Source organism: Candidatus Omnitrophota bacterium, assembly GCA_030695905.1.
Lineage (GTDB): Bacteria > Omnitrophota > Gorgyraeia > 2-01-FULL-45-10 > 2-01-FULL-45-10 > CAZHPY01.
Map to the genome: position 1 here is coordinate 65,690 of JAUYOL010000043.1, position 15,865 is coordinate 81,554.

The 15,865-nt window shown below is 43.4% G+C and carries 22 protein-coding genes; all 22 read right to left on the bottom strand.

Annotation, left to right across the window (positions count from 1 at the left end; genetic code table 11):
- Window positions 1–11: 11 nt before the first annotated feature.
- Window positions 12–1,247 carry an ammonium transporter gene (locus tag Q8R38_07595; GenBank protein MDP3791889.1) on the bottom strand — a complete coding sequence of 412 codons (1,236 nt, stop codon included), beginning with the start codon at window positions 1,245–1,247 and terminating at the stop codon, window positions 12–14.
- A 219-nt stretch (window positions 1,248–1,466) separates the two neighbouring features.
- A complete protein-coding gene (locus Q8R38_07600) occupies window positions 1,467–1,808 on the bottom strand; it encodes a P-II family nitrogen regulator (GenBank protein ID MDP3791890.1) in 342 nt (113 codons plus the stop codon).
- A gap of 18 nt (window positions 1,809–1,826) precedes the next feature.
- Window positions 1,827–3,062, bottom strand: a complete 1,236-nt coding sequence (locus Q8R38_07605) for an ammonium transporter (GenBank protein ID MDP3791891.1) — start codon at window positions 3,060–3,062, stop codon at window positions 1,827–1,829.
- A 15-nt stretch (window positions 3,063–3,077) separates the two neighbouring features.
- Window positions 3,078–3,257 carry a hypothetical protein gene (locus Q8R38_07610; protein MDP3791892.1) on the bottom strand — a complete coding sequence of 60 codons (180 nt, stop codon included), beginning with the start codon at window positions 3,255–3,257 and terminating at the stop codon, window positions 3,078–3,080.
- Between the two features lie 20 nt (window positions 3,258–3,277).
- Window positions 3,278–4,534: an outer membrane beta-barrel protein gene (locus Q8R38_07615; GenBank protein ID MDP3791893.1), complete on the bottom strand. Its 1,257-nt coding sequence runs from the start codon at window positions 4,532–4,534 to the stop codon at window positions 3,278–3,280.
- 167 nt (window positions 4,535–4,701) lie between these two features.
- Window positions 4,702–5,241 carry a sigma-70 family RNA polymerase sigma factor gene (locus tag Q8R38_07620; GenBank protein MDP3791894.1) on the bottom strand — a complete coding sequence of 180 codons (540 nt, stop codon included), beginning with the start codon at window positions 5,239–5,241 and terminating at the stop codon, window positions 4,702–4,704.
- A gap of 92 nt (window positions 5,242–5,333) precedes the next feature.
- Window positions 5,334–7,013 carry an NAD+ synthase gene (locus Q8R38_07625; GenBank protein MDP3791895.1) on the bottom strand — a complete coding sequence of 560 codons (1,680 nt, stop codon included), beginning with the start codon at window positions 7,011–7,013 and terminating at the stop codon, window positions 5,334–5,336.
- A 145-nt stretch (window positions 7,014–7,158) separates the two neighbouring features.
- Entirely contained in the window at window positions 7,159–7,875 is a 717-nt protein-coding gene (locus Q8R38_07630) for a GAF and ANTAR domain-containing protein (protein MDP3791896.1), read from the bottom strand.
- Between the two features lie 4 nt (window positions 7,876–7,879).
- Window positions 7,880–8,842, bottom strand: a complete 963-nt coding sequence (locus Q8R38_07635; GenBank protein MDP3791897.1) for a radical SAM protein — start codon at window positions 8,840–8,842, stop codon at window positions 7,880–7,882.
- 14 nt (window positions 8,843–8,856) lie between these two features.
- Window positions 8,857–9,570 (bottom strand): STAS domain-containing protein, encoded by a 714-nt coding sequence (locus tag Q8R38_07640; GenBank protein ID MDP3791898.1) that lies wholly within the window; start codon window positions 9,568–9,570, stop codon window positions 8,857–8,859.
- Window positions 9,571–9,573: 3 nt separating this feature from the next.
- Window positions 9,574–9,714, bottom strand: a complete 141-nt coding sequence (locus tag Q8R38_07645; GenBank protein MDP3791899.1) for a hypothetical protein — start codon at window positions 9,712–9,714, stop codon at window positions 9,574–9,576.
- Between the two features lie 19 nt (window positions 9,715–9,733).
- Window positions 9,734–10,255, bottom strand: coding sequence for a M23 family metallopeptidase (locus Q8R38_07650; protein ID MDP3791900.1), 522 nt, complete (start codon window positions 10,253–10,255; stop codon window positions 9,734–9,736).
- A 77-nt stretch (window positions 10,256–10,332) separates the two neighbouring features.
- Window positions 10,333–10,728 (bottom strand): hypothetical protein, encoded by a 396-nt coding sequence (locus tag Q8R38_07655; protein ID MDP3791901.1) that lies wholly within the window; start codon window positions 10,726–10,728, stop codon window positions 10,333–10,335.
- A gap of 55 nt (window positions 10,729–10,783) precedes the next feature.
- Window positions 10,784–11,143, bottom strand: coding sequence for a sulfite exporter TauE/SafE family protein (locus Q8R38_07660; protein MDP3791902.1), 360 nt, complete (start codon window positions 11,141–11,143; stop codon window positions 10,784–10,786).
- A gap of 17 nt (window positions 11,144–11,160) precedes the next feature.
- Window positions 11,161–11,607, bottom strand: a complete 447-nt coding sequence (locus Q8R38_07665; GenBank protein ID MDP3791903.1) for a GatB/YqeY domain-containing protein — start codon at window positions 11,605–11,607, stop codon at window positions 11,161–11,163.
- A 110-nt stretch (window positions 11,608–11,717) separates the two neighbouring features.
- Complete coding sequence (locus Q8R38_07670) at window positions 11,718–11,918, bottom strand: cold-shock protein (protein ID MDP3791904.1); 201 nt, start codon at window positions 11,916–11,918, stop codon at window positions 11,718–11,720.
- 129 nt (window positions 11,919–12,047) lie between these two features.
- A complete protein-coding gene (def, locus tag Q8R38_07675) occupies window positions 12,048–12,524 on the bottom strand; it encodes a peptide deformylase (protein MDP3791905.1) in 477 nt (158 codons plus the stop codon).
- Window positions 12,525–12,538: 14 nt separating this feature from the next.
- Entirely contained in the window at window positions 12,539–12,892 is a 354-nt protein-coding gene (locus Q8R38_07680) for an aspartate 1-decarboxylase (protein MDP3791906.1), read from the bottom strand.
- Between the two features lie 3 nt (window positions 12,893–12,895).
- On the bottom strand, window positions 12,896–13,237 hold the full coding sequence (locus tag Q8R38_07685) for a hypothetical protein (protein MDP3791907.1): 342 nt from the start codon (window positions 13,235–13,237) through the stop codon (window positions 12,896–12,898).
- Window position 13,238: 1 nt separating this feature from the next.
- The gene (locus Q8R38_07690) at window positions 13,239–13,616 is read right to left on the bottom strand and encodes a PilZ domain-containing protein (GenBank protein MDP3791908.1); all 378 of its coding nucleotides are present in this window, start codon (window positions 13,614–13,616) and stop codon (window positions 13,239–13,241) included.
- A gap of 125 nt (window positions 13,617–13,741) precedes the next feature.
- Window positions 13,742–14,107, bottom strand: coding sequence for an exosortase system-associated protein, TIGR04073 family (locus Q8R38_07695; GenBank protein MDP3791909.1), 366 nt, complete (start codon window positions 14,105–14,107; stop codon window positions 13,742–13,744).
- Between the two features lie 109 nt (window positions 14,108–14,216).
- On the bottom strand, window positions 14,217–15,863 hold the full coding sequence (locus tag Q8R38_07700; protein MDP3791910.1) for an alpha/beta fold hydrolase: 1,647 nt from the start codon (window positions 15,861–15,863) through the stop codon (window positions 14,217–14,219).
- Between the last annotated feature and the right edge of the window lie 2 nt (window positions 15,864–15,865).

Below are 15,865 nucleotides of genomic sequence, written 5' to 3' on the forward strand. Positions count from 1 at the left end.
ATTGTCCCCCTTTAGTCGAGCAGTGTATACGCGCTCTCCTCATGCTGTGTTATATCAAGGCCTATTACCTCTTCCTCATCCTCGACTCTTAGACCCATAACAGCATCAAGAACCTTTAGCAGAACAAACGTAATGGCTATAGAATAAACCATTACTGCCAGAACACCAGTTGATTGTATCATAAATTGATTTTGATTTCCAAAAAATAAGCCATTGTTACCAGCCGGGTTAATTATTTTTTGCGCAAGCAATCCTGTTGCCAATGCTCCAACAGCTCCTCCGACACCATGCACGCCGAAAGCGTCGAGAGAGTCGTCATATGAAAATTTCAGTTTTATAATAGCTACGGCAGTGTAACACAATAATGCCGCCGCGATGCCTATCAATATGGCAGACATGGGAGAGACAAATCCCGACGCGGGTGTTATAGTGGCCAGGCCCGCGACAGCGCCTGTGGCGCCGCCCAGAAGGGTCGGCTTGCCGGTTGCTCTCCACTCTATAAACATCCACGTAAGCGCTGCTGATGAAGCGGCTGCATTAGTAGCTACAAACGCCCATACCGCTAATCCATTTGCCGCGAGAGAGCTTCCTGCGTTAAAGCCGAACCAACCGAACCAGAGCAACCCCGCTCCAATGATAGTTAGCGGCAGATTATGCGGAGGCATAGGTTCCCGTCCATAACCCCGCCTCTTACCTAATATAAGAGCACACACTAAAGCTGATACTCCGCTTGATACGTGTACTACTATCCCACCGGCAAAATCCAATACTCCCTTATTCCTTAGCCAACCGCCCTCGCCCCATACCCAATGACATACGGGATCGTATACAAGAGTGGCCCATAACAAGGTAAAGACAACATAAGTTGAAAATTTCATTCTTTCGGCGAATGCTCCGGCTATCAGGCCGGGCGTTATGACTGCGAACATCATCTGGTACGCCATGAAAAGAAGGTGTGGTATCGTTGATGAGTAAGTAGGGTTGGGCTCTATTCCAACGCCTTTTAAACCCATCCATGCCAGGTTTCCTATAAAATGGCCCTGGTCGGGGCCAAAACTTAAACTGTATCCGCATAACATCCATTGAATACTGATAAGGCACAATACGAAAAAAGATTGCATCATCGTCGCCAAGACATTTTTTCTTCTTACCAACCCGCCGTAAAATAGTGCCAGTCCGGGTATCGTCATAAGCATAACCAGCGCCGTAGACATCAAAATCCACGCCGTATCGCCAGAATTTATCATAATTTATCCTCTCTTGTATTCAACTGCGTAATCAATTGAGCAAATTTAAATAAAAAAATAGCGCGCACCTTGTTGAGCACAACATTGTGCACGCTATTGCTATACAAGTAAAAAAGATAGATTTTTGGTAACCAATTTCGCTTTGCGAAATTGGCCCTGAGCGAGCCATGAAATCCGACTTTATAGGAGGATTTCAGGCGAGCCGAAGGACCTTTCCACTCATCCTATCGCTACGCCATCTCTTTCACCCGTCCTTATTCTCACGCACTCCGCAAGATCCAATACGAATATCTTCCCATCACCTATATTGCCTGTTTTTGCGCCCTTTGTTATGGCCAATACCGTAGCTTCAACATATTTTTCATTTACAGCGATCTCGAGCCTTACCTTTTTCAGAAGGTTGCCCGTCTCCTTTTTGCCTCTATATACTTCGGTTTTACCTTTTTGCCTTCCGCACCCCAGGACATTGCTTACGGTCTTTAGGTGTACCTCCGCCCTATCCAGTTCCTGCAGGACATCTTCAAGTTTATGTGGTTGAATAATCGCGATTATAAGCTTCATATAAAACGTCACCTCCTCTTAGTCTAACAGCGTATATGCACTCTCTTCATGCTGTGTTATATCAAGGCCTATTACCTCTTCCTCATCCTCGACTCTTAGACCCATAACAGCATCAAGGACCTTTAATAATATAAAGGTCACGGCCACCGAATATGCCATCGTGGCTAAAACACCGATTGCCTGGGTAGCGAATTGCGCTGAATTTCCAAAAAACAACCCATTATTTCCAGCGGCATTTACTATCTTTTGCGCAAATAAACCTGTTGCAAGCGCTCCCAACGTTCCTCCTACACCATGAACACCAAAAGCATCGAGTGAGTCATCGTAGCCGAATTTTAATTTGATAACAGCTACAGCTGTATAGCAAACAAGTCCTACCAGAATCCCTATAAGGATCGACGACAGAGGTGTTACGAATCCCGCTGCGGGAGTAATTGCAACAAGTCCCGCTACGGCGCCGGTTGCTCCGCCAAGTATTGTTGGTTTTCCGGTAACTTTCCACTCTATGATCATCCATGTCAACGCGGCTGCAGCTGCGGCGGTATTTGTGGCGATAAAAGCCGAGACCGCGAGCTCGTTTGCACCTAAAGCGCTGCCGGCGTTAAATCCAAACCAGCCAAACCACAAAAGGGCCGCGCCGATCAGACATAAAGGAAGATTGTGCGGCGGCATAGGTTCTTGGCCGTAGCCCCTCCTCTTACCCATATATAGGGCGCACACGAGCGCCGATATACCGCTTGATACGTGAACTACCGTGCCCCCCGCGAAATCCAAAGCGCCCATATTTCTTAACCATCCGCCCGCTCCCCACACCCAGTGGCAGACAGGATCATAAACAAGCGTCGCCCATAATAGGGTAAAGACAACGTAGGTTGAAAACTTCATTCTCTCCGCAAAGGCGCCTGTTATTAGGCCCGGCGTAATTACCGCGAACATCATCTGATAAATCATGAAAAGAAGATGCGGGATAGTTGAGGCATAATCCGGATTGGGGGCCATTCCTACACCCTTTAAACCCATCCATGCCAGGCTTCCTATAAAATGGCCCTGATCGGGACCAAAGGACAGACTGTACCCAAAAAGCACCCATTGAATACTGATAAGGCACAGTACGAAAAAAGACTGCATTATTGTGGCGAGGACGTTTTTACGCCTTACCAGTCCTCCATAAAACAGCGCAAGGCCCGGGAATGTCATTAACATGACAAGCGCAGTCGATATTAAGACCCATGCTGTATCGCCTGAATTAATCATAGCTACCTCCTCTTTTTATTTTATATCCAGTTTTTCTTTGACCATTTCTGCGTATACTTTATTTATGCGGCCAGTTTTTAGCCATCTCTCTAATGTCGACACCTGTATATTTATCTTCACAGAAAGATCATGCAGCGTATAGTCATTTTCTTCTTTAATTTGCTGTATTTTTTTAATTAATTCTTTATCAATCATTAATGCAGCTTCCTATATTTCTAAAAAGTGATGAGCGCGTCCATGCTGAATGTCAGCTGATCCCTCTTGCCGGTGCTAAATACTGATCTGTCAGAGTGGTCATAACGAATTTCCGGCCGAAACAACAAGTTGGATAGTACCTTGTCTTTTGGGAACGGCTTTATTGCTACGCCTGCGGTTACCTCATAGTAGTTGGCGCCGACAGGAGCGGCGTTAGAAAAACCGCTGGCTGCATCTTTATACCACTCCAGTCGGGTATTCAGAGTAAAATACTGATTAAGCGCATAGCTAGCATATCCGGCCACACCCCCCCACTGCTTGACCTTATCTTGCGATCCGGGGATCTTTGGAGTCACAACGTAGTCAGTGCCCAGGCCGAGGCTTAATTTATCATTGATCTTATGTGTTATAACTAAATCCATGGCTGTCCACCAGTTGGCGCTGTCACCCGTAGGAAGATTGTGTCCGACACCGATCGGGAATTCAGGGCCTTCCGTCATCGTAAAGATGGCGGTAGTCTTGTCGCTGGGTGTAAAGGTTACACGGCCCAATAGATCCAAAGCATGGTTGGCATCTCGCAGCGACTGGTTCCATCCCAGCGTTGTGCCAAGGTCAAACGTCCATTGCGGGTTCATTATATAGGTGGCCAGAACGCCCGTCTGCGTACCCGGCTCAGCATAGAGAAACTGGTAACTATAAGAATAGAATGCCTTGGCAGGATCACCGAAAGCCCCGTAAATATTGGCGCTGAATTGTTCAAATCCGGCCAACTCGATCCACTTACCTACTCTAAGCCGTACAGGTATATAAGGAAGAGCCATATCCGCGTAAGCTTGGAGAAGGTCCCATTGATTATGACCCGTTTGGGTATCCCACATGCCATTAGAGTGTATGAAGGCAGCGTCCGCGCCAAAGATGCCCTCCATGCGCCCGCCTATGTCAAACTGCTTCTTGGTCGGATCTACCGTGCGTTCGACGTTCAAGCTGACCTTATTAAGGGTTATGTCGCTTTTGAAGTTGTTATATCCGATGAAGGTCGGCCCTACGCCTTCCTGAGGCGCTGTAGCGTCATAAAACCAGCCCGCCTGGGTGTATCCATAGATCTTAATGCCGAGCTTATCTAAAGGTTTGGCTAAACCCACCTTGTCCATGCCGGTCATAAGCAGCCCTCTCGACGGCGCAGTTAGAACATCCTCATCGGCATATACCCAGGAATGCGCTTGCGAGTACACAAGGAATGATACCAATATTAAAGTAATTTTTTTAATCAGTTCCATATTATCTCCTTTTTATGTACCTCAAATAAAAAAAGCGTCTTATTTATCCACATGGATCAATAAGACGCCAATGTCCTAAAATTTAAATAAAAAAGCGCTCTTTTCGAACGCCTTAGTTTATCAACACAACTATGTGTCTTAATGCTACTCATACAAGTAAAAAGAGCTTAGTTTTGGTAACTCCTTTTTATCTCGCATCTCAGTTTCTCGCATTTTGCCCTGATCTTTTTCCTTAATTTTATCACGGCGACGTGTGAAATGCCAAGCTTTTCACCCATTTCACGCACTGTCAGGCCGTCGGTGCTCATTTTTATAATAGCGATTTCCCTGTCATTAAGGTCATTTTTATAGGCTTCATCATATAATATTTTGTCCTCAACCTGTTCTTCACAGGACGATTCGTTTAAAGCTAATACTTCTTCGAGCATAGTTCCGTCTTCATCTATGGGGCTTTCGATGCTCTGGATCTTTACTTTATCCATGGATGTCCTTATGTAATTCTTAAGATGAAAGTAGCAGCCCTGCAATATATAGCTGTCCGTTTTATCATCAAGGATGCCCTTGCCAGACTTGATCCATAGATGGATAACCGCCTCCTGGTATAGGTCATCATCGTTAAAGAACGTAAAATGACCGTTGAGCCGATGACTTATCCTTCGGATCGTAGGCGTAAGTCTGGTTATTAATGTTTCGAAATTATCTTTCATGTTAATAAAGAAGCCCTTCGATGCATATCAATGCATACAAAGGGCTTCTTTGCTCCTTAATATTTTTATCTCTTCAGCGAGATAAATTCCTTTTAATATTCTTTATACTTGTTCGTTATCGGCATTCTTCTATCTTTGCCGAATGACCTTGGCGTTATTCTTATGCCCGGCGGTGACTGCCTCCTCTTGTATTCGCTCTTATCGACCATAGCAACAACTCTCAAGACATCGTCTTTACTGCATCCCGAGGATATGATCTTCTTCATATCGCGGTCATCTTCAACATACGCTTTGAGTATAGGATCTAATTTGCTGTAAACCGGCAATGTATCGCTGTCTTTCTGATCGGGCTTGAGCTCCGCGGTGGGCTCTTTTGTTAAGACAGAATCCGGTATTATATGAGAAATAGAATTTCTATATTTGCAAAGCTTATAGACAAGGGTTTTTGGCACATCTTTTATTACCGCGAAGCCTCCTGCCATGTCTCCATACAGAGTGGCATAGCCGGTGCTCATTTCCGATTTATTTCCCGTAGTAAGGACGAGCCACCCAAATTTATTGGACAGGGCCATCAATATATTGCCTCTTATGCGCGCCTGCAGATTTTCCTCCGCTATGTTCTTTTCTGATCCAGCGAATAGCGATGATAAAGTAATAAGGTATAATTTAAATATCTGTTCTATGGAAATAGCCTCATATCTTATGCCTAAGTTACCAGCGACCTCTCTCGCGTCGTTTGCTGATTCTTGTGAAGAATATCGAGACGGCATGAATATGCCCGTTACGTTATCCTTGCCAAGGGCATCTACTGCCAACGCCGCTACTATGGCGGAGTCTACGCCACCGCTTAATCCAATGGCAACTTTTTTAAAACCATTCTTGTTTACATAATCCTTTAGTCCCAGCAGGAGCGCTTTATATGCCTCTTCCGCATTTTCTACCATGACAGCAACTTTATTTTTTAATACAGAAGGTTTCTTATCTATCTTTTTCTTTATGGTCAATATTTTACTATCAGTTCTTCTGTGCGCAGCGTTTAAAGCAATATCCGCGAAAAGCAGCTCTTCTTCAAAAGCCTTGGCTCTCGCGATTATCCTGCCCTTATCGTTTGCCACCATACTGCGGCCGTCAAATACAAGTTCATCCTGTCCCCCTACCATATTTACGTAGGATATAAATATCTTGTTGCTTTTTGCCGCCTTCTGGATAACATTTTCTCTTTCCTTTATCTTTCCGATATGATAAGGAGAAGAGTTTATTGCGATCATTACTTGAGCGCCGGCCAAAGCACACATTTTTACGGGCCCGGACTTATGCCATATGTCTTCACATATACTGAGTCCAAATACTATATTATCCATCTTAAAGATAAAAGGAGATTTACCCTGTTTAAAATAACGGACTTCGTCGAATACCCCATAATTGGGCAATAGCATCTTGTGGTATATACCGAGAATTCTTCCCTTATATATTACCGCGGCGGCATTGTAAACATTGGCGCCCTTACTATCCGCGAAGCCGATTATAGCTGCTACATCCCCGACAGACTCGGCTATCTCCTTGAGTATGTGCACATTTCGTTCGATAAAATGCGATTTAAAAAGCAGGTCCTCTGGCGGGTATCCGGTTATAGCCAACTCAGGGAAAGAGACTATGTCAGCTCCCGCATTTTGAGCCTTATTTATACAGTCCATTATTTTCTCGGCGTTTAGATACAGGTCTCCTACTGTGCAATTAACCTGCGCTAAAGCCAATCGTATTGTTTTCTTCATATTTTAATCTCTTTATCCCCACAAAATAAAAAATGCCTTCCGGCATACTTTGCCAAAAGACATTCTTTGTCTACTACAATAAGTATTATATCACACTTCGGTAGTTTGTCAATCAAGTAATTCCTGCTTTTTAATTTCTAACCCGTTATTTCTTTTTCATCGAGTCTATCAGGATGATAGCGTCCGCTATATCGCGCATGGAGCGCCTTGTATCCATACTCTGTCTTTGTATCTTCTTAAACGCTTCCTCTTCGGAAAGGCCCTGCTCTCTCATAAGGATACCCTTGGCCTTTTCAACGCTCTTCCTGGTTTCTAATTCTTCCTGTATTACCTTAGTCTTTACCATAAGTTCCGCATTTTCAATAACTATCGCAGCCTGGTTTGCCACAGAGAACAGTATGTCTATCTCTTCCTTCGTGAACTTGTGCGGTTTTGAAGTATAGTTATTTAATACGCCTATTACCCTGCCCTTAACTGAAAGAGGAACGGATAGTAGAGATCTTAAGCCTTCCTTCTTTGCTATATCCTTATATTTATATTCCGTCTCTTTGGATATGTCGTATATTGCCTGCGGCTTATTTTCTAAAGCGGCCTTTCCGGCTATCCCTTCTCCTATATGCAGCGGCGGTTTTTTGTTGTATGTTTCGCTCATAGATTGAGTCGCTTTAAGCACAAGCGTTTTTGTCTTATCATCCACCAGGCTTAAAGAGCATATCTTGGAATTCATGATCTCCGCGGTAACCGTTACGATAAGTTTTAGAATATCTTCCAGGTAGAGGTTTGAGGTAATAGTTCTGCTGACCTTGGAGATTGCCTCTAAGCGTTTCGCGTGAGATACTGCCCTGCTGTCCTTTTTTGCCATTTGGTTATCTCTTTCCTTCCGATTTAGGGGCTATGTTCGTCCCGAGAAATTTCGTGTCAGAGTCTTTGGGCATTTCTTGTATCCAGCCATTATTTAACCCCAACTTGTGCGCTTCGTCAACTTTTATTTTGTACTCCTCCTCCAGTATACCGCAAGACAGCTCTTTAAAATCACATGCTTTATAGGTCGGATAGTATTGGCTCATTATACTCAAGTAGGCATCTTTAGAGATGTTTTCCTTGATAAATTTTAAACTTTCGGTAGTTCCAGAAATATTGTGCGGCAATACCAGAAGCCTTATTATGAGGCCTTTTATCGCAATATCATCGTCGTCCAAAATAACGTTTCCTGCCTGTCTATACATCTCCTTCACCGCTGTCCTATCGCGTTCAACGTAATCGGGAGCATCGGAATACAGCTTGGCCATCCTGTTATCCGAATAGCGCATATCAGGCAAATATATGTCGATAATGCCATCAAGTAGACGTATAGTGTCTGTAAGGTCATAACCGCTTGTATTATATACGATGGGTATCGAAAGGCCGTTATTGACGGCTATTTCCAACGCCATCAATATCTGAGGCACATAATGCGTAGGATTGACCAGGTTTATATTATGACAGCCCGCTTGCTGCAGTTCTAACATTATCGAGGCAAGTTTCTCTATCGATATTTCGTCGCCTCCATCAAGCTGGCTGAATATGTAGTTCTGGCAGTATGCGCATTTCATATTACAGCGCGAGAAGAATATCGTTCCGGAGCCTTTAGAGCCGGATAGCGCGGGTTCCTCGCCGTGGTGGGCCATGTAACTGTATATAACGGGATTGTATGGCGCCCTGCAATAACCGAGTTTGCCCGCGAACCTATTTACTTTGCACCGGCGCGGACATATTGCGCATTTACTTAAAGAGTCTTTCAGCAAGTCAAGCGCAATACGCACTTTCTTTAATTTATCATCTTTATTCATACGAGAAAAAGGCCTTAAGAGGGATCCGCTCTGTGTGTTATATTCTTATCGATGAAATTTATTATGGCTTTTTCTTTTTCAGGAGTAAGGTGCGTGAAAGCTATCCCCGTGCCGGGATAGAAATGCGGTTGAAGTTCTTTATCCGCCAACCATATGACCCTGCCCGCGGTATCGGTAAATTTTATCTCACCGGGAAGGTCAATCTCCATTTCTATTTGGCTGTTGATGGGGAATGTGTATTTGGAGAATATATACATTCCCGCGGCGCTCAAATTGAGGATTTCTCCTTCGAACACTTTGGGGCGCTTTTGATTTCCAACGAGCCAATACTTCACTTTTAGGCTTATATCGAGCCGTTTGAACCTGCGCCTCAAAGGCATGGCCAGAACCGCAGCGTCATAAAAACTTTTTATAGCGGACTCCTCGTCAGGATATACTTCGAAAGTATTTTCCAGCTTTACTATTTTAAAGAGTTCTATTACCTGAGGCGATACGTTAAGGAATTTAATCTTACCTTTATGGTTAAGTACATTTTTGTAGGCTATGGCGAGGACTGAAAGACCGCTGTAGTCCACCATGTTGACATTTTCGAAGTTTAAGATGAAGTTAAGCTTGCCGGAGCCCAGGAAGTATCCTATCATCTCGATGATATCAGAAGAGTTGATATCAATATTGCCTTCGGCATCGATAATAGTTATATTTCCGCTTTCCCTGAATCTTATCGGCATAAATTATGGTTGGCGGAAGAAGAACGTGCTTACTCCTCTGCCCATCCTGTTGACATCCTTGCCTACCCCGGAGACGGTCTCTCCGCAACCCATTAATATGGCAGTCACGCTTATTAACAATAAAAATAATAGCATCTTTTTCATTATTACCCTCCCTCTAACGTTATCTCATCAGCCTTCTGGGATCCTGCGGCTCCCCTTCTTTGCGTATTTCGAAATGCAGGTGCGGCTGCATAGATTTCGAAGCGGCATTTCCGGTTTTGCCGACATATCCTATCAGATCACCCTTATTTACGCGCTGGACCGGTTTAATGGCCCAGTCCGCAAGATGTCCATAGTATGTTTGGTATCCGCCCGGATGGTATATCATTACATACTTTCCGTATCCGGTAGGTACTTCTGCTTTAAATGCGGTGCCGCTCTTTGCCGCGTAAACAGGCGTTCCTGTAGGAGCTAAAATATCTATCCCGCTGTGCGAACGGCCGTTTCGCCTTTTAGAGCCAAATTCACCATCGCCATGCGCGTCATTACGCACCACCATCTTTGAAGGCGATGTATGTACGGGGCGTATAAAAAACGGCTCCCTTATATTGAATATCAATAATGATACAGGATCATATAACAATATGGTAGCCGCTATCGTTATGGTGATAATAGCTGCTACGATAATAAAATCTCTCTTCATCGCGCTCTTCATATTACAGAAGAAGCCATATTTCTTTTTATAAGAAGATATGGCTTCTTTATATATATTTTAGGTTATTATTTTTCAGCTTGCTCGGCCTGCACAGGTTCCTGAGCTTTTTCTTTTAGAGCTTCGGAGGGTACTTTTATTGTGCCTTCGCCCGCTTTCACGACAGTTTCAGCGGTACCTGTTATAGGCTCGGTTATCAGTTCTTTTGTCTTGGCAACATCACCCGTGGTGACTTCTCCTACCCTTTTTACGGTTGTGCTAACCACGTCAGCGCTTCTCTTCGTTGTGTCCGCGACTACTGAAGCAGACTCTTCAGTAACCCTGGCAGGGTAACCAAGAAGATTTCTCCAGAAATTTTTTACTTTTGTTCCGAACGTCTCTTTTTCTGCGGCAAATGACGCAGATACAAACATAGCGGATATTAATAGTGCCGCTATCGCTACTACAAATACTCTTCTCTTCATCTTGCTCCTCCTTCAATTGATTTGATGTACACTATATAATATATATCGTATTTTTTCAAGTAAAAACGATCATCTTTATTGCCACTGCCAGAAGTATCACTCCAAATATTTTTTTCAGAATCATGTCAGGTATTGTCTGCACCATTTGGGCGCCTACCAACCCGCCTACTATAAAGCCCAATGCTATGAACATCGCTATATCCAGTTTTACATTTCCGCTGTAATAGTATCTCAATGCCGCCAGCAGTGTTATTGGGGGCACCATTACCGCAAGAGAGGTTCCCTGCGCCTGATGTTGGGTCAGCCCGAATATATAAACAAGTACCGGCGTAAGAAGGATGCCCCCGCCTAATCCCATAAAACCGCTGAAGATGCCTGCCGCAAGCCCTAATAATATGTAGGATAGCCAAATCATAGGACGCCCCCCGCATTCTATTTCAACAAAGACATTACCAGTTGGTTTACGACTTTTCCGTCTGCTTTCCCTTTAACTTTTTCCATTACGGCTTTCATGGCTTTTCCGGTATCAGCCTTGGACGTTATACCCATCTCTTGTATGGTGGCCTTTATGATAGACAGAAGCTCTTCCTCACCCATTTGGGCAGGTACGTATTTTTGCAGGATATCAAGTTCTGCCTTCTCTTTATTTACAAGATCAGGCCTATTACCCTTCTCAAACTGCGCAATAGACTCCTTGTGTTCTTTTATCATCCTCTGGATCACTGAAACTATATCTACATCTTCCAGCTTTTTAACTTTTTTTGATATTTCGGTATTCCTTACAGCAGCAAGCAGCATGCGCATTACAGACAATCTTACATTATCCTTGCCGCGCATCGCATCTTTCATTTCCGAATCAATTTTTTCGTATAGATCCATGAGTGGTGCTCCTGTGTTAATAGACAAAAACATCTCCTTCAAATCGCCTTTATATTAGGAAAAAGAGATTTTAAAGAGTATAAAACTTTAGTGAGGAGGGAAGTCGAAAGTTAAATCTTCACAACTTTCGTTGCCTGATCTCCCTTAGGGCCCTGGACGATATCAAACTGAACCTTATCGCCTTCTTTCAGGCTCTTGAATCCTTCGCCTTCTATTGCGGAGTGATGAACAAAGACGTCTTTACCAGTGTCAGCAACTATGAAGCCGTACCCTTTTTTGTCATTGAACCACTTTACTGTTCCTTGCGCCATTTTATCTTTTTCACCCCCTTCCAACAAAAAAGCCACCCAAGGCTCACAAAAAGCCTTTGATGGCTACATAACTATTTTTTGAAAATATTCAGCACTAAGTACCTACTTAAACTATAGGTAGAGTATATATCATAATTTACGTATTGTCAAGCGGTTAGAGAATAATAGTTTCTTTATGGGGCTCAAATAGTCTATTATGAGTTTGCCCAATAAATGATCGATTTCATGCTGAAGTACGCGCGCTAACAGCCCATGTGCGGTTATTTTTACGGCCTCGCCGCCCTCATTTAAATATTCAACCGTGACTTTTTTCGCTCTTTTTACCTTTATAGCGGCTTCGGGGACGCTTAAACAGCCCTCTTCCTGCGTTTCACAGCCGTCCTTTTTAACTACTACGGGGTTTATTAATTTGATAAGGCCGTCTCCTATGTCTATTACAGCAAGCTGTTTATCTATGCCTACCTGGCACGCGGCCAGGCCTACCCCGCCCTTTAGGTACATGACCTTTGCCATTTCGTCCAGCATCCTCTTTTCTTCATCAGATACCTTAAGGACTTTGGAGGTCTTTTTTCTTAAGCAGGGATTTGGGAGGCAGACTATTTCCATCGTAGTTCCTACGGCTATTTTGTGCTTTTTATGCGGTTTTTGTCGTCTACTTTTACTGCTATTAATTTTAGTTTTTTTGCGGTTTTGTCATCTACAAGGCAATTTGACAGGATTATTACCAAGTCTCCTACTTTTCCCAGGTGGGCGGCCGCGCCATATAGGCCTATTGTGCCTGAACCGGCCACTTCTTCTATGGTATACGTCTCGAACCTGGACCCGTTATTTATATTAACGACCTGGACTATCTCGCCCGGGTAGATGTTGCTCGCCTTGAGAAGATCTTTGTCTATCCCTATGCTTCCTTCGTAGTGAAGATCGGCTTTTGTGATCCTGACACGATGTATCTTTGATTTACACATTAATCTCATATTTTACAGCTCGTCTATATCGGTAAGATATTGTCCATCGAAGTATAATTTCCTGGTCCTGGAAAGATAATCCGCGTCTATGGGCAGGCCTGTCTGGGCACGATACACCCACATATCGCGGGGATCCTGCCACCTCTTCTTATCCTCGATCGTGCTTATCTCATCCGGCTTGCCCCATTTAGCCTCTACTTCGTGTTTTGTCATACCTATCTTCAGGTCAGTCTTGCCAAGAGGATACTTTAACACATCATCCGGCTTCGGCAACGCCTCTATCAATGTACACCCGTAACCAGTTATCGCCAAGGCGATAATAACTATCAAAAGTTTAATGCGCATGCCGGACATCTTAGCTCTCCTTCTGTAGGTTGTATATCAAATCACATAAGAATTTTAAAAATGTATTCTTATTGTCTTCTTCTATTTCGATAAATTCCACACCGATGTCGTAAGGCGCGTTATCTTCCAGGCTTAATCTCTTTTTCCATACTACCTTACCCTTGGCGTGTACCGGATTATGAGTGTCATATATTTCAAGCTTGAGCTCAATAGTGCCCGATACCTTAATATCTTTCGCGTTAGATTCTAATCTCAAGCCGTCAGCGGATATATCTTTGGTTATAGCGCTGTATATGCTGCCGGTTTCAGGGACTGTATACGTCACCGGTATAGGCGATTTAAGCCTAATATACTTTCTTCTCTCGATAAGCCTGTCTTTTATCTTCATATTATCAACATGTTATGATGAATGCCAAAAAGGAATGATAGCATACGCATCGCGATGCGTCAATGATAAAAAAACAGAGCCACTCGTTATAAAACAAATGGCTCTGTTATCTTTGAATCACTTAATTATTTAGTCGTACTTGCAGTTGAAGGCTCCATAAGCGGATCCGGCTTTACAGGGCTCTTATCGTAGTCGGGTATCGGGAAAGTGGCTAAATCGACCGCTCCAGAGATAGTTCTCGGAAACGCCTTTTTAAAACCATCCCATGCTCCGGCCGTGAGGCCTAATGCCGCGTTCTTTGACTCATTAGTAACCTGATATATAGATAGCGGTATGTCGGTCCAACCCAGCAAAAGATTCTTCAAGCCTCTTCCGGCCTTGTTCATCGCGCCTTTGCAAGCGTCAGAAGAAGCAGATTCAGCTGCATATGATAATCCTGAAAAAGATACTGCCAATAAAATTATGATTGCTACACAAAATAACTTTTTCATTCATTCACCCCCTTTTTTTACGTTATTCATCAGGGAGTATATCACAAGTTTCGCATAAAGTCAAATCTATTTAGTTCGTTGAATCCACCAAGCCAATTGAAAGCGGATTTTATACGTTGCCCTCAAGCCACTTCTTTATAGTGTCGAGCACGGCTGGATCGGTTTCATAGTATAGCTTATGAACTCCATCATTGATAGGCTTGCCAAGAAAATGGCCTAAATATCCATAATATATTAGCTTGTGATTTTTATTTCCGCTATCTTCCAGAGCCTTATCCAGGTTAGAAACATCCTTTGGGGGAATCAGTTCGTCTTCCTTGCCTTGTAATATGAGTACGGGGCACTCAACCTTTCTGATAATGTCTATAGGGTTCTCCTGTAAATCTTCTCTTAGCTTTTTCAGGAAGCATCTCGTTCTTAATATCGTCGCCCAGTCGCCCTTTATATTTTTTACTTTGTCTATGGTCTCCATGCGGGACTTTATAGTCAATTTAAGATACTGCTCGTCCCATTTGCGTTTAGCGGCCATCTCATTAAGGCTGTCAAAATTAAGATCCATCTGGCCGGCTGAAGTTATCAAAGGCGACAATAGAATCAGCGCTTTGACATTTTTTGTTTCAGATGCTATCTTTGCGGCATCTAACGCGCCCTTGCCGTGACCTATGAGAATGATCTTATCTATATCGGCGTCTTTTCTTCCGAATAAGTAGTTCAAGGCCGCTTTGGCGTCATCGAACGCTTCGCTATCGGTAGTAGATTTACTATCGCCGCCGCTTGATCCTATTCCGCGCTTATCAAATCGTAAAGTTAAGAAACCATTCCTTGCAAGTGTATCGCAAAGGTGTGTAAATAATCCTTGCTCTTCCCTGTCGCTTTCTTCCGTACCGCTTATCAAAAGTACGGCAGGATGAATGCCCTGATCTTTGGGTGCGGCGAGGGTTCCCGTAAGAGCTGTTTTTTTGTCGTTAATCTTCACCTCTTCTGTTGTGTAGGTGTCTGATTTTAAAATAAATGGCCCTGCTTCGAAATCTTTAGGCGTAAAAGTGCGTGTTATCTTTATTTTTTTTTCAGGAAATTCTATCCCTACAAGGCTCCTGCCCGTTTTTGTGACAAATAGCATGCCTTGCGGAAAATTTCTCATCTTTATCAGCAGACATTCCACCTTCGTCTTCCTCGACCCTATTTTGATATATTCATCCCTGATAGATGTGAGTATTAAGAGTTTTTTCATAGGTGGCAGAAGCGGCGAATAGCACATTACCACATTAAAAGCCTGCGCTTGGCCTATGTCAAAATCGTAATTTTCAAGGATCGGCAGGTATGTTACCGGAGAATATTCTTCGAATACAAATGTGTTGTGTTTTATAGGCAAGTTGGCAATGTAAGCGAATTCGGACATGGCTGTTCCAACAAAGGATATATTATCGTTTATATTATCGAGAAGCACGGTATTTTGGGCTCCACCGCCCGATTCTTCTCTTGTATAATTGATTAAAGAGTACCTTTTGTCCAGGGTCAGCCGCGATTTTGAGTCTGTCAATAATGGCTCAAACGGCATGGAGCTTTGCGATTTATAGAGCAGGTTTTCGTCGGTAATGAACTTGTCCACTTTTATGGTGCCCATGTCACGGCCGTCAATATTTACCGTAAAATGTAAAAGCTTGTGTTTTTCTTTATCCAGATAAAACAGCGATGCAGTGAAGAGTATCGCGCTTACTACGAAGATTATGAATACGGTAAGATAAACTTTTCTCATAT